The sequence below is a fragment of the Amycolatopsis alkalitolerans genome (assembly GCF_006152065.1).
GTDB classification, from domain to species: Bacteria; Actinomycetota; Actinomycetes; order Mycobacteriales; family Pseudonocardiaceae; genus Amycolatopsis_E; species Amycolatopsis_E alkalitolerans.
Genome location: NZ_VDFW01000014.1, coordinates 1 through 12,298 on the forward strand (window position 1 = coordinate 1; position 12,298 = coordinate 12,298).

The 12,298-nt window shown below is 69.8% G+C and carries 15 protein-coding genes and 1 pseudogene; 5 read left to right on the forward strand and 11 right to left on the reverse strand.

The features are described 5' to 3' along the window. Nucleotides 1-325: 325 nt before the first annotated feature. Nucleotides 326-1,000: an RNA polymerase sigma factor ShbA gene (gene shbA / locus FG385_RS17045; protein WP_235022612.1), complete on the forward strand. Its 675-nt coding sequence runs from the start codon at nucleotides 326-328 to the stop codon at nucleotides 998-1,000. On the opposite strand, the pseudogene FG385_RS17050 reads toward shbA, so the two are convergent. The 3 genes and pseudogenes from FG385_RS17050 to FG385_RS17060 form a co-directional block, all read right to left on the reverse strand. Next, nucleotides 969-1,970: pseudogene (locus tag FG385_RS17050) on the reverse strand (TIGR03557 family F420-dependent LLM class oxidoreductase). The gene shbA and the pseudogene FG385_RS17050 overlap by 32 nt on opposite strands. After that, nucleotides 1,949-2,269, reverse strand: a complete 321-nt coding sequence (locus FG385_RS17055) for a WhiB family transcriptional regulator (protein ID WP_139097738.1) — start codon at nucleotides 2,267-2,269, stop codon at nucleotides 1,949-1,951. The pseudogene FG385_RS17050 and the gene FG385_RS17055 overlap by 22 nt, the downstream one beginning before the upstream one ends. 71 nt (nucleotides 2,270-2,340) lie before the next feature. Further along, complete coding sequence (locus FG385_RS17060; RefSeq protein ID WP_139097739.1) at nucleotides 2,341-2,712, reverse strand: DUF4267 domain-containing protein; 372 nt, start codon at nucleotides 2,710-2,712, stop codon at nucleotides 2,341-2,343. Nucleotides 2,713-2,797: 85 nt separating this feature from the next. On the opposite strand from FG385_RS17060, the gene FG385_RS17065 reads away from it, so the two are divergent. Next, entirely contained in the window at nucleotides 2,798-3,373 is a 576-nt protein-coding gene (locus FG385_RS17065) for a TetR/AcrR family transcriptional regulator (protein ID WP_139097740.1), read from the forward strand. Here FG385_RS17065 and FG385_RS17070 read toward each other — a convergent pair. Both FG385_RS17070 and FG385_RS17075 read right to left on the reverse strand, forming a co-directional pair. Next, nucleotides 3,370-3,822 (reverse strand): GNAT family N-acetyltransferase, encoded by a 453-nt coding sequence (locus FG385_RS17070; RefSeq protein ID WP_139097741.1) that lies wholly within the window; start codon nucleotides 3,820-3,822, stop codon nucleotides 3,370-3,372. The two genes, FG385_RS17065 and FG385_RS17070, sit on opposite strands and share 4 nt — an antisense overlap. Continuing rightward, complete coding sequence (locus FG385_RS17075) at nucleotides 3,819-4,262, reverse strand: MaoC family dehydratase (protein WP_139097742.1); 444 nt, start codon at nucleotides 4,260-4,262, stop codon at nucleotides 3,819-3,821. Before FG385_RS17075 ends, FG385_RS17070 begins: the two co-directional genes overlap by 4 nt. 42 nt (nucleotides 4,263-4,304) lie before the next feature. On the opposite strand from FG385_RS17075, the gene FG385_RS17080 reads away from it, so the two are divergent. Next, complete coding sequence (locus tag FG385_RS17080; RefSeq protein ID WP_139097743.1) at nucleotides 4,305-5,474, forward strand: saccharopine dehydrogenase family protein; 1,170 nt, start codon at nucleotides 4,305-4,307, stop codon at nucleotides 5,472-5,474. Between the two features lie 16 nt (nucleotides 5,475-5,490). On the opposite strand, the gene FG385_RS17085 is transcribed toward FG385_RS17080, so the two are convergent. Further along, the gene (locus FG385_RS17085; RefSeq protein WP_139097744.1) at nucleotides 5,491-5,982 is read right to left on the reverse strand and encodes a metallophosphoesterase family protein; all 492 of its coding nucleotides are present in this window, start codon (nucleotides 5,980-5,982) and stop codon (nucleotides 5,491-5,493) included. A 103-nt stretch (nucleotides 5,983-6,085) separates the two neighbouring features. Between FG385_RS17085 and FG385_RS17090 the strand changes: the two genes are divergently transcribed. Next, nucleotides 6,086-7,858: a VanW family protein gene (locus tag FG385_RS17090; protein ID WP_200834498.1), complete on the forward strand. Its 1,773-nt coding sequence runs from the start codon at nucleotides 6,086-6,088 to the stop codon at nucleotides 7,856-7,858. Here the strand turns inward: FG385_RS17090 and FG385_RS17095 are convergent. From FG385_RS17095 to FG385_RS17115, 5 genes are all read right to left on the reverse strand, one after another. Next, a complete protein-coding gene (locus FG385_RS17095; protein ID WP_139097745.1) occupies nucleotides 7,842-8,558 on the reverse strand; it encodes a TetR/AcrR family transcriptional regulator in 717 nt (238 codons plus the stop codon). The two genes, FG385_RS17090 and FG385_RS17095, sit on opposite strands and share 17 nt — an antisense overlap. Nucleotides 8,559-8,649: 91 nt before the next feature. After that, nucleotides 8,650-9,723, reverse strand: a complete 1,074-nt coding sequence (locus FG385_RS17100; RefSeq protein WP_139097746.1) for a Glu/Leu/Phe/Val family dehydrogenase — start codon at nucleotides 9,721-9,723, stop codon at nucleotides 8,650-8,652. Between the two features lie 112 nt (nucleotides 9,724-9,835). Then, on the reverse strand, nucleotides 9,836-10,561 hold the full coding sequence (locus FG385_RS17105; protein ID WP_139097747.1) for a tryptophan 2,3-dioxygenase: 726 nt from the start codon (nucleotides 10,559-10,561) through the stop codon (nucleotides 9,836-9,838). A 3-nt stretch (nucleotides 10,562-10,564) separates the two neighbouring features. Further along, nucleotides 10,565-10,762: an alpha/beta fold hydrolase gene (locus FG385_RS17110; protein ID WP_139097748.1), complete on the reverse strand. Its 198-nt coding sequence runs from the start codon at nucleotides 10,760-10,762 to the stop codon at nucleotides 10,565-10,567. A 28-nt stretch (nucleotides 10,763-10,790) separates the two neighbouring features. Next, nucleotides 10,791-11,204: a RidA family protein gene (locus tag FG385_RS17115; protein WP_139097749.1), complete on the reverse strand. Its 414-nt coding sequence runs from the start codon at nucleotides 11,202-11,204 to the stop codon at nucleotides 10,791-10,793. 27 nt (nucleotides 11,205-11,231) lie between these two features. Here FG385_RS17115 and mtnA point away from each other — a divergent pair, with 27 nt between their 5' ends. Then, the gene (mtnA, locus tag FG385_RS17120; RefSeq protein ID WP_139097750.1) at nucleotides 11,232-12,212 is read left to right on the forward strand and encodes an S-methyl-5-thioribose-1-phosphate isomerase; all 981 of its coding nucleotides are present in this window, start codon (nucleotides 11,232-11,234) and stop codon (nucleotides 12,210-12,212) included. The last annotated feature ends 86 nt before the right edge of the window (nucleotides 12,213-12,298 follow it).

The following is a 12,298-nucleotide window of genomic DNA, read 5'->3' on the forward strand; positions in this document are numbered from 1 at the left end:
GCAAAGACAACAAGATCACGAAACACTAGTTGGCACCCTGACAGTTCACGCAGAGGTGTCACTTGTGCACAAAACTCGCTCGGAACTGCGCGGAGTGACCGGTTGGCGATCGTCCGCACGCGGCCCGCTGCGGCAAATGGGGGATCTATCCCAGTTCTCTTGTTGAAATATGGACTGCCGAACACGCACCGCTTACGATTACGCTCAGTCGTCTCAGGGGCGGGTCGGCAGGGACCAAATGGGAGTGTCCGCTCACTGAGGGTGACAGACGTGGGACCCCGGCAGCGACCGGTCGAGGGTCGTCGTTGTCGTTGGGGAGTCGACCATGAGAACCGAAGTCCCACCGGGTGCCACCATGCCTGCCCAAGAGCCGGTGCCTGGATTCACCACTCCGCAGTCGTTTCCGCGCGGTTCCGCGCAACGGCTGACCAAGGAAGAGCTCGACCCGGTCGTCAAGGAAGCGGCCACCGGGGAACCCGGCGCCGTCGCGAAACTGATCGGCATGATCACGCCGGTCGCCGTGCGGTACTGCCGGGCCCGGCTCGGCGGCCGTGACCTGTCCTACCTCTCCGCCGACGACGTCGCGCAAGAGGTCTGCCTGGCGGTCCTGCACGCGTTGCCGAACTACCAGGACCGTGGCGGCTCGTTTCTGTACCTCGTCCACGCCATCGCCTCGAACAAGGTCGCCGACGCGTACCGGCTGGTCTCGCGAGACCGCTCGGATCCGGTCGCCGAACTGCCCGAGCGACCGCTGGCGGACAACGAGCCGGAAAAGAACGCCCTCGACCTGGATCTCGGCGAGCGGCTGAACAAGCTGGTCGCGACGCTGCCGTCGCTGCAGCAGGAGATCCTGACCCTGCGGCTGGTCGTCGGACTGTCCGCGGGCGAGACCGCCGAGGCGCTCGGCATCTCCCCCGGCAATGTGCGGGTCACCCAGCACCGGGCGCTCACCAAACTGCGCGCGATGATCACACGCGAGGGCGATCTCGTTCAGCCGTAACCTTTTCGAGCGCGGGCAGCAGATCCGACGAGGCGAACTCGAAGAAGCCGTCCTGCTGCTCGCCGCCGATCTGCACCAGGGCGACGTCGGTGAACCCGGCATCGGCGAACGGCTTTGCCGCTTCGACGATCGCACCGGGGTCCGGTCCGCACGGGATCGCCTGCGCCACGTCGGCTCGCGTGACGAACTTGGTCGCATCGGCGAACGCCGGCGTGCCGGGCAACTCGGCGTTGACCTTCCAGCCCCCACCGAACCAGCGGAACTGTTCGTGCGCCCGGCGTTTCGGCGGCCCGGCGATCGGGATCGAACGAAACGGGCAGCTGCGCGAACTTGCGCGTGGTGTCCTCACCGACCTGCTCCCGTTCCGCGTCCCAGGCACGGATCAGCCCGGGTCGGGTTCGGTGGTGATCATGGCGTCGGCGGCGGGCGCGAACCGCTCCACCGACTGCCGTCCGGAGACCGCGACCGCCATCGGCGTCCGCCGCCGGGGCAGGTCCCACAGCCTCGCCGAGTCGACCCGGTAGTGCTGCCCGGCGAAGTTGACGTAGCCACCGTCGAACAGTTCGCCGATGATCTCCACGGCCTCGCTGAGCATTTCATGCCGCACGTTCGCCGGAGGCCAGCCGCGGCCGACGACATGCTCGTTGAGGTTCTCCCCGGCCCCCAGGCCCAGGATGAACCGGTCGTCGGAGAGCAGGGACATCGTCGCCGCCTTCTGCGCGACGATCGCCGGGTGGTACCGCATGGTCGGGCAGGTCACGAAACTGAGCAGCTCCGCCCGCTCCGTGACCTGCGAGGCGGCGCCCAGCACGCTCCACGCGTACGGCGCGTGCCCCTGCTCGTCGAGCCACGGCGAATAGTGGTCGCTACAGACCTCGAAGCCGAAACCGCATTTCTCGGCGGCCTTCGCGAACCGGACGAGATCCTTCGGCCCGGCCTGCTCGGTCATCAGGGTGTAGCCGAAACGCACTTCTTGCCGTCCTGGAGCAGATGCTTGCGGCGCACGATCGCGGCCCGGCGCTCGGTCTCGTCGAGTCCTCCCCAGACCCCGAACGGCTCCTCGGCGGTCAGCGCGTGATGACGGCACTCGACGATCACGGGGCAGGACATGCAGACTCGCTTGGCCCTGGCCACCCGGTCCGCGCGCGCGAACCCGCGTTCGCCGTCGGGGTGGAAGAAGACCGAGCTGTCGAGGTTGCGGCAATTCCCGTTGCGTTGCCATTCCCAGGTTTCGGCGACCGGGGTGGGCAGCCGTGACGTGTCCGCCATGATGAGCCTCCCTCGCGACGTGCTGTCGCGCCCGGACTACCCCGCTTCACGCGCTGCTACACCTGGCCGGCTCAGAGGGCGAACAGGAGGGCAGCGCTGACGAGGACGGCGACGGCCGTGGCGAAGTGGATGCCGAACGCGACCGCTTTGGTGCCACCGTGACGGAGCACGACGACGGTGTCGCCCAGCGGGACGAGCGCCACGATCAGCATGAACCAGGCCTCGGCTTGTGCGCCGGCGAAGGCCAGCAGGGCTAGGCCGACCAGACCGTAGCTGCCGTCGCGCAAGCCTTTGATCGTCAGGTAGGCCGGGTCGCCGTCGGTTTTCGCCGGCACGCCGTAGCCGGCCGCCGCGGGGCGAGGCACGAGCAGGAAGCGGGCCCCGATGAACAGGATCATCAGGTTCAGCAGGATGGCGAGCCCGTAGGCGATGGGGGTGAGCATCTCGACTTCGATCTAGCGTTGCTAGGAACGGTAACGAAGCTATCCGAACAGCGGCACGATGTCTAGCACTGCTAGGATCGAGAGCATGTCAATTCAGGCGCGCCGGGAGCGCGAGCGTGCGGAACGGGAGAAGCTGATCGTCACGGCCGCTCGTGAACTGGCCGAAGCCGAAGGCTGGGATGCGGTGACGACCCGGCGGCTTGCCGAGCAGGTCGAGTACAGCCAGCCGGTGCTCTACAGCCATTTCAAGGGCAAGGGCGCGATCGTGGCCGCGGTCGCCGTCGAGGGCTTCGCCGAACTGGCCGGGCAAATGCACGCCGCCAGGGCGGAGGCCGCGGACGCCGGTGCGGCCCTCGAGGCTGTCGCCAGGGCCTACCTCGCTTTCGCCGACCGGCACCCGGCCCTCTACGACGCGATGTTCAGCCAGTCCGTCGAGCTGCCGTTCGCCACCCCGCACGCCCCGCTCGCGCTGCACGCGGGGTTCAACGAACTCGCCGAGGTGGTCCAGCCGCAGACCACCGCCGACGACGTGGGCGTGCTCGCGGAGACGTTCTGGGCCGCCCTGCACGGCCTGGTCACGCTCACCCGGGGCGGCCGGCTCCCCCGCGAGGCGAGCGACGAGCGGCTCGCTCTGCTCCTCGCGCGGTTCGGTGCCCGTTAAAGCGCTTTCTCGAAGTAGTGGTCGGCGTAGCGCCGCTCCCCGTAGGGCTCGACCTCTCGGTACCCGCGCCGCGCGTACAGGGCCCGCGCCTCCACGAGATCCCTTCTGGTGTCCAGGCGCATGGCGCGCGCACCGGCCTCGCGGGCGGCGTCCTCGGCCGCCCGCAGGAGGCGCGAGGCCCAGCCACGCCCGCGCGCACTCGCCTTGACGAACATGCGCGTCAACTCGGCGGCGGGTTCGGCGAGGTGCACCCCGACACAGCCGACCACCTGATCCCCTTCGCGGGCAACGAAGAACGGGGCGATGTGCTCACTCGGCTCGTCGGCCTGGGCCTTGTCGATCTCCTCCGCCGTGGCCGGCCTGCCGTGGTACCGGCTCACGATGTCGTCGAAGTACTCGCGCAGCACCGCCACCGCATCCGGATGGCCGACCGGCACTCGCGTGATCATCTGCGGAGCACGAAGTTCAGGGCGACGGCGGAGAAGACGACCTCGTCGTTCTGGTTGAGGACTTCGATCAGGCTCCGCAGCAACCCACGGTCCGGCTTCGACTTCGAGGGACGTGCCTCGAGCACCCTGACCCGGATGCGCAGCTCGTCACCGGGACGCACCGGTTTGGCCCAGCGCAGCTCGTCGATACCGGGGCTGCCGAGGCTGGACACCGGGGACAGGTAGTTCTCCGCGAGCAGCTTCATCATCAGGCTCCCGGTGTGCCAGCCGCTCGCGATCAGGCCGCCGAACGGGCCGTCGGCCGCGGTGGCCGGGTCGACGTGGAACGGCTGCGGGTCGTACTTCGTGGCGAACTCGATGATCTCCGCCTCGGTCACCTTGACGCTGCCGAACTCCTGCGTCGAATCCTGGACGTAGTCCTCGAAGAAACGATCAGTCATGCCCAGCAGCATCGCACATACTCCCGGTATGGTGAGGTCATTATGGGAGAGCAACACGGCTTCGACCTGGTCCTGTTCGGCGCGACCGGGTTCACCGGCGAACTGACCGCCCGCTACCTCGCACGCCATCTGCCCGAAGGCGGGCGCTGGGCGCTTGCCGGACGCAACCGCGCGAAACTCGAAGCGGTACGCGATCGCCTCGGGGCCTCGGTGCCGCTCCTGCACGCCGATGTGACCGATCCGGCTTCACTGCGGGAGATCGCGGAAGCCACGAAGGTCGTGATCACCACGGTCGGCCCGTATCTGCTTTACGGCGCGCCGCTGGTCGCGGCGTGCGCCGAGGTGGGCACGGACTACGTGGACCTCACCGGCGAACCGGAGTTCTTCGACCGGACGTACCTGCGTCACCACGAGACGGCCGAGCGGACCGGGGCACGGATCGTGCACGCGTGCGGCTTCGACTCGGTCCCCCATGACCTGGGCGTCTACTACACGGTCAAGCAACTGCCGTCCGGCGTGCCACTACGGATCTCCGGCCGTCTGCGGACCGGCGCGACGTTCTCCGGCGGCACCTATTCGAGCGCGCTGACGGCGTTCTCCCGGCTGCTGCCGATGGCGCGGGCCGCCCGCGAACGCGCCCGGGCCGAGCCGAGGCCCGCGCGGAAGGTGCGCACCGAGATCGGCGTCCCCCATCGCGACCCGGAGACCGGGCGCTGGCTGGTGCCACTGACCACGATCGACCCGCAGATCGTCGGGCTGTCGGGACGGCTGCTGGCGTCCTACGGACCGGACTTCCACTACCGGCACTACGCCTCGTTCGGCAGCCTCCCGACGGTCGTGGGCGCCGCCATGGGCCTGGGCGCGCTGGTGGCGCTCGCGCAGATCCCGCCCGTGCGCAAGGCGTTGTCGAACCTGCGGAAGCCGGGGACGGGGCCCAGCGAAGACCAGCGCGCCCGGTCGTGGTTCACGGTGCGGTTCACCGGTGAGGGCGGCGGGAAGCGGGTCGTCACGGAGGTCGCGGGCGGTGACCCCGGCTACGACGAAACGGCGAAGATGCTCGCGGAATCGGCGCTGTGCCTGGCGTTCGACGAGCTTCCGGATACCTCGGGGCAGGTGACGACGGCCGCCGCGTTGGGGGACGCGTTGCTGGCGCGGCTGGTGGAGGCGGGATTGGTGTTCCGCGTCGTCACCGGCGGCACGGTGCGTTCCTGAACCACCGCGGCATCCGTCACACGCCGTGGAGTTCCACGTCGGTCAGGCGGCCCTTCGCGATCCGCGCCGTCAGGTAGGTGCATCGCGGCTGGCGGCGGCGATCGGTCGGTGAACCGGGGTTGAGCAGGCGCATCCCGTTGCCCGCCACGGTGTCCCACGGGATGTGGCTGTGCCCGAACACGAGCACGTCGGTGTCCGGGAAGGCGGCCGCGCACCGCTGTTCCCGGCCTTTCGCCGCGCCCGTCTCGTGCACGACCGCGAGGCGCAGCCCGTCCAGTTCGGCGCGGGCGACGGCGGGTAGCCGCGCACGCAGGTCCTCCCCGTCGTTGTTGCCGTACACGGCGATCAGCCGTTTGCCGCGCTCCTCCAGCTCGTCGAGCAGGCCCGCCTCGACCCAGTCACCCGCGTGCACCACGACGTCGGCCTCGCCGACCGCCTGCCAGACCCGCGCCGGGAGGGCGCGCGCCCGCTTGGGTACGTGGGTGTCGGCGAGGATCACGAGCCGCATGCCTCAGCTGTACACACCCCCCGTCCGTCGCGCCACCGGCCGCCCGTAACCTTTCTCCCTGTTGTCCGGATTTCGCCCTTTCTCAGTGAAAGGTGACCGACCCTTGCCGCAGGAACCCGTGTGGCCGACCGAGCAGACCACCTTCATCGAGCCGCCTACCGAGGTCATCCCCGCGGCACAGCCGCCAGGAAGGCCTCGCCGGATGCTGCGGCGCGCCGGATTCGTCGCCGGCGCCGTGCTGGGCGTGCTCGTCGCGCTGTACGCGGTGGACCTGCTGGTGAGCCAGGGCGACGTCCCGCGAGGCGTGACCGTCGCGGGCGTCGAGGTCGGCGGGCTCAGCCGCGCGGACGCCGAAGAGCGCCTGCGGTCGGAGATCGAGCCACGGCTGGTCAAACCGGTGCCCGTGCGCGCCGGTGACCTCAACGCGGCGGTCGATCCCGTCCGGGCCGGGCTCAGCCTCAACTGGGCATCGACGCTGGACCAGGCGGGCGCGCAACCGGTCAATCCGTTCACCCGGCTGGCCTCGTTCTTCACCAGCCGGGAAGTCGGCGTGGTGACGCAGGCGGACCGGGCACAGCTGATCAACACGCTGGAGAACCTGCGCTCCCGGATCGACCGCGAGCCGGCTGAGGGCACGATCCGGTTCGAGGGCGCGACGCCCGTCCCCGTGACACCGAAACAGGGTCAGCAGCTCCAGGTCCAGGACGCGGCGAACGCGGTGCTGGCGGGCTGGGCGTCCGGGCAGCCGGTGACGCTGCCGGTTCGCGAGACCCCGGTGCGCGTGTCGGCCGAGGCGGTCCAGACCGCGCTCACACAACTGGCGCAGCCGGCGGTGTCCGGTCCGGTGGTCATCCGCGGCGACGGCGCGAACGCGACCGTGCCCCCGGAGGCGATCGCGGCGGCCCTGCGCTTCGAGGCGGGCGAAAACGGCGCGCTGGCGATGAAGGTGGACAACACGAAGATCGTCGAGTCGGCGGGGCCGCAGCTGAAGTCCACGGAAAAGCAGGGCAAGGACGCGCAGATCGTCTTCTCCGGCGGGCGGCCCGCGGTCGACCCGTCGGTCGACGGCCGCGGCGTGGACTGGAACCCGACCCTCGAGCCGCTGCCGGACCTGCTCAAGCGCACCGGTCAGCGTGAACTGGTGGCGAAGTACGTGGACGCGCCCGCGAAGGTGACCACGGATCAGGCGAACCGGCTGGGGATCTCCGAAGTGATCGGTGAATTCACCACCACCGGGTTCGCGAGCGACTCGGGCGTCAACATCCGCACGGTGGCGGCGGAGGTCGACGGGGCGATCGTGAAGCCGGGAGAAACGTTCAGCCTCAACGGCTTCACCGGTCCGCGGGGCAAGCCGCAGGGGTACGTCGAGGCCGGGGTGATCGAGAACGGCGCGCCGGCGCGCGAAGTCGGCGGCGGGATCTCGCAGTTCGCGACGACGCTGTACAACGCGTCGTACTTCGCCGGGATGAAGGACGCCGGGCACCGCGAGCACAGCTACTACATCAGCCGGTACCCGGCGGCACGCGAAGCGACGGTGTTCCAGAACCCGGACGGGTCCAGCGTCATCGACCTCAAGTTCACCAACGATGCGGACACCGGGGTGGCGATCCAGACGATCTGGACACCGTCGTCGATCACGGTGAAGCTGTGGGGCACGAAGCGGTACAACGTCGAGTCCGTGCCGGGCGAGCGGACCGACTTCGTCGACCCCACACCGAAACCGGGCCCGCCGGAGAACTGTCACCCGTCGAACGGGGCGCCGGGCTTCACCACGTCCGACACGCGCGTGCTGCGTGACCTCTCGGGGCGGGTCGTGCGCTCGGACAAGCGCACGGTGCACTACAACCCGCAGCCGAAGATCATGTGCGGCGGATGACCTCGAGCCTCGCCTCGGCGCCGTCGAGACACCGATCGACCGAGTAGTCGAAGACGTCCGCGAAGTAGCTGTCGCGGCGCACGGGGTCCGACGCGACGGCATGAACGGACGCGCTCAGCGCGGCGAGCCCGGGCATCGTCGTGTCGTCCCGGTGGCTGCCCCATGCAGTCAGATTGCGTGCCCGCACCTCGGTGAGCCGGGTCTGTTCGTCCTCGACGGAGATGAAGTTGCAGATGACGTTCGACAGGAACTGGTAGATGTCGGGGCTCTCGTCACCGAAGCCCGCCGCCTGCAGCAGGCGCACGCCGCGGTCGATCGAGGGAGCGGCGGCCCAGACCGTCACGCCGTGCACGGAGATCCGCCGCGCGACGCCTGGATAGCGGGTCAGGACCGTGCGCAGTTCGATGGCGAGGCGGCGGAACCACTCGCGCCAGTGCAGATCCTCCGGGGGGAGCGGGAACATGCCGATGACCCGGTTGACGACGGCGCTGACCACGGCCTCGCGGTCGCCGACGTGGTGATAGACCACGGCGGGATAGGCCTGCACCGCGGCCGCGAGCTGGCGCAGGGTCCAGTTGTCGAGCCCATGGCAGGCGGTCAGCTCCAGCGCCGCGGCCACGATCCCGTCCGGGGTGACGGCAGGAAGGCCCGCCGCGTCCCGGGAGCGGGGCCGGCCGGGTACCGCAGCAGAGTTCGCCATGGCGTTACCCTAGCGGGCCCCTCCGGCGTTACTGGCAGCCTGCCAGTTTCTCCCGCGAGTCGGCTCTCGCTACACCAGAGTCGGGCTTTCGTCAGGGCGTCAGGATCGTCCGCAACCGGCCCACTTCGGACATCCGCCGTTCGGCCAGCCGGTCGGCGGCCGTGGCCGGCGGCACGCCTTCCGCCGCCGCGAGCGCGAACACCGCCAGCGTCGTGTCGAAGATCGACGCGGCCTTGCGCTTGGCGCGGGCGAAGTCGAAACCGTGCAGCTCGTCGCTGACCTGGAAGACGCCACCGGCGTTCACCAGATAGTCCGGGGCGTACAGGATCCCGCGCTCCTCCAGCTGCTTTTCGATGTCCGGGGTCGCCAGCTGGTTGTTCGCCGCGCCGCAGACGATCTCCGCGCGCAGCGCCGGTACCGTCCGGGCGTTCAGCGCGCCGCCGAGCGCGCACGGGGCGAAGACGTCCAGCGGGGAGGCCGCCAGCGCGTCCGCGTCCTGGGCGACCTCGACCTCCGGATGCGCCGCCCGCACCCGTTCGATCGCCGCCGGGGACACGTCGCTGATCATCACGCGCGCCCCGGCCTCGAGTAGATGCTCGACGAGGATGTGCCCGACCTTGCCGACCCCGGCGACGCCGACCCGCCGCCCGGCCAGCTCGGCCGAACCCCACCGGTGCGAAGCGCACGCGCGCATCCCCTGGTACACACCGAAAGCCGTCAGCACCGACGAGTCACCGGCACCACCGTCGTCCGCCGAGCGGCCGGTCACGAACCGGGTTTCCCGCGCGACGACATCCATGTCGTGGACGTACGTCCCCACATCGCACGCCGTGATGTACCGCCCGCCTAGCGATTGCACGAAGCGCCCGTACGCCCGCAGCAGCGCCTCGGTCTTGGCCGTCGCCGGATCACCGATGATGACGGCCTTCCCGCCGCCGAGATCGAGCCCGGCGAGAGCGTTCTTGTAGGCCATCCCCTTCGACAGGGCCAGCACGTCGGCGAGCGCGGCTTCCTCTGTCTCGTAGGGGTAGAACCGGGTGCCGCCGAGCGCGGGGCCCAGTGCGGTGGAGTAGATCGCGATGATCGCCTTCAGGCCGCTCGCCCGGTCCTGGCAGAACACGACCTGTTCGTGGCCGCTCTCGCGGCCGAATATCCCGTCGGTCACGGTGGTGACTCCTCATCAACGGCCGGCCGCTCGTGGCGCCGGTTCGGTTGTGGTCGGGCGGGAAGGTCCTTCCCCGCCCTACCAGCAACCTAGCGGTCCGGCCCGCCGGCGACTAGAGATCACGCCGGATGGCCCACAGCTCGGGGAACACGGGGTGGAACAGGGTGCCGCGGAGGTACGCGGCGCCGGACGAGCCGCCGGTGCCCGCCTTGTCTCCGATCGTGCGCTCGACCATCTTCACGTGCCGGTAGCGCCACTCCTGCATGCCTTCGTCGAGGTCGACGAGGTGTTCCGCGACCACCGCCTGGCCGCCGTCGTCGGCGTAGACCCGCGGGAGGTCGTCCTCGTAGCCCTGAGTCTTCAGGTACGCGAGGAACGACTCCCACAGCGACGGGCGGGACATCGCTTCCGCGATCCGCCGCCGGCCCGCGCTGCCCTCCGGGTAGTGCTCGACCGCCCGCTCGTCGCGCCGGCCCAGCACCGCCTCCAGCTCCCGGAACTGGGCCGACTGGAACCCGCTGGACTCGTCGAGCCGTGCCCGGAAGCTGGTGAACTGGCTGGGCGTCATCGTCTCCAGCACGTCGATCTGCGCGACCACGACCTTCAGTACGGTCAGGATGCGCCGCAGCGTGCGGATCGCGCGCGCCGTGTCACCGGCTTCGAGCCGTTCTTGCAGGTACGCCAGTTCGTGCAGCAATTGCTTGAACCACAGCTCGTAAACCTGGTGGATGACGATGAACAGCATCTCGTCGTGTTCTTCCGAGCGCGGCCGTTGCGCGCCGAGGATCTCGTCGAGCGCGAGGTAGGACGTGTACGTCAGCGAGGCGTCTTGTGCCATGCCTCAGACTAAAGGCTCGCGCTCGTCGAGTCCGGCCACGAACCGGTCCAGCCTGGCGGCGATCCGGCCGGGTACCTCCAGCGGCGACAGGTGCCCGGGCCCGCCGAGGACGGCCATGGTCGCGGTGGGCAGGACCGGCAGCAGGCGCTGGGCCAGCACCGCGGGCGGATCGACCCGGTCGTGCTCGCGCCAGCCTGGCACCCGGCGCGTTCGCGGAGTCGGTGCGCGGCTAGCGGCCGTCCGGATCGTCCGCCAGTGCCGCGGTCACGTCCAGTTCGACCAGTTGCCCTGGAAATCCCAGGCAGGCCACCCCGAGCAGGGTGCTCGCCGTGCTGAACGCGGGGCCCAGTTTCGACGCCGTCAGCCTGTCCCACACCGCCGACAGGTCCGCGCGGTCATTGCTCACCACGTAGATCACCGTGCGGACGACGTCCTCGGGCGTCGCCCCGGCGGCTGTCAACGCGAGAAAAGTATTGTTGACAATCTGGTCAGCCTGGTCCAGCAAACCCGGGGCGATCGACCCGCCCGGGTCGAGCGGACTCTGGCCGGCGAGGAACACCATCCGTCGCGCCTCGACCGTCGTGACATGGTGGTAGCCCGGAGTCGCGTGCAATCCGGGTGGGTTGCGGCGTTCAATGGTCACGAACGGGACTGTGCCAGGAGGCGGGCCATGCGCCGAACGATTAACTGGGCGGGCGACGCGATCGAGATCATCGACCAGCGCGCGCTGCCCGGTGTCTACCGCACACTGCGCTTGTCGACAATCGACGAACTGATCGACGCGATCCGCACCCTCGCCGTCCGCGGGGCGCCCGCACTCGGCGCCGCGGGCGCGCTCGGGGTGGCGTTGTCCGCGCTCATCCACGACGGCGACGAGAACGCGGTCCGCGCCGACGCGAAAAGGATCGCGGACGCGCGGCCGACGGCGGTGAACCTGAGCTGGGGTGTCCGCCGCGCGCTCGCCTTTCTCCCGGACGGCCACGAATTGGTGCTCGCCGGGGCAATGGCTCTTCTGGACGAGGACGAACGGGTGAATCGGAAGGCATCCGAACGGGCGGCCGAATTCGTTCTCGACCGCTGCGGACGCCGCCCGCTGCGCCTGCTCACGCACTGCAACGCGGGGCGACTGGCGACCGTCGGCTGGGGGACCGCGCTCGGCGTGGTGTGGCACCTGCGGGCGGCCGGGCACCTGGATCACGTGTTCGCCGACGAGACCCGCCCGCTGCTGCAGGGCGCCCGGCTGACCGCCTGGGAACTGGCCGAGGCGGGCGTGCCCTACCGGCTCCTCCCCGACTCCGCCGCGGCCTCGGCCATCGCGCGGGACCTGGTCGACTGCGTGGTCGTGGGGGCCGACCGGATCGCCGCGAACGGCGACGTGGCCAACAAGGTCGGCACGTATCCCCTGGCACTCGCCGCGGCCAGGCACCGGGTGCCCTTCGTCGTCGTCGCCCCGATGTCCACAGTGGACCCAGAGATCCCCGACGGTGGCGGTATCGTCATCGAGGAGCGCCCGGCCGGCGAGGTCACGGAGTTCGCCGGGCACCGGGTGGCCCCGGCGAACGCGGCCGTGTTCAACCCCGCCTTCGATGTCACACCAGCCGAACTGATCACCGCGATCGTGACCGAAGAGGGTTTTTACCCTTTCGGGTGAAATGACCGGTTCCCGACGATGTGTGGGAAACAGACTTTTTCCCTGTTGTGCAATTTTTCCTTCCCCTGGCCGGTTTTCGCATCTAA

Coding starts and splice junctions, on each gene's coding strand:
- FG385_RS17085 (WP_139097744.1), bottom strand. CDS start 5,982: ATGCGGCTCGTGATCCTCGCCGACACCCACGTACCCAAGCGGGCGCGC.
- FG385_RS17065 (WP_139097740.1), top strand. CDS start 2,798: ATGTCAATTCAGGCGCGCCGGGAGCGCGAGCGTGCGGAACGGGAGAAG.
- FG385_RS17080 (WP_139097743.1), top strand. CDS start 4,305: ATGGGAGAGCAACACGGCTTCGACCTGGTCCTGTTCGGCGCGACCGGG.
- FG385_RS17070 (WP_139097741.1), bottom strand. CDS start 3,822: ATGATCACGCGAGTGCCGGTCGGCCATCCGGATGCGGTGGCGGTGCTG.
- FG385_RS17060 (WP_139097739.1), bottom strand. CDS start 2,712: ATGCTCACCCCCATCGCCTACGGGCTCGCCATCCTGCTGAACCTGATG.
- FG385_RS17095 (WP_139097745.1), bottom strand. CDS start 8,558: ATGGCGAACTCTGCTGCGGTACCCGGCCGGCCCCGCTCCCGGGACGCG.
- shbA (WP_235022612.1), top strand. CDS start 326: ATGAGAACCGAAGTCCCACCGGGTGCCACCATGCCTGCCCAAGAGCCG.
- mtnA (WP_139097750.1), top strand. CDS start 11,232: ATGCGCCGAACGATTAACTGGGCGGGCGACGCGATCGAGATCATCGAC.
- FG385_RS17055 (WP_139097738.1), bottom strand. CDS start 2,269: ATGGCGGACACGTCACGGCTGCCCACCCCGGTCGCCGAAACCTGGGAA.
- FG385_RS17075 (WP_139097742.1), bottom strand. CDS start 4,262: ATGACTGATCGTTTCTTCGAGGACTACGTCCAGGATTCGACGCAGGAG.
- FG385_RS17105 (WP_139097747.1), bottom strand. CDS start 10,561: ATGGCACAAGACGCCTCGCTGACGTACACGTCCTACCTCGCGCTCGAC.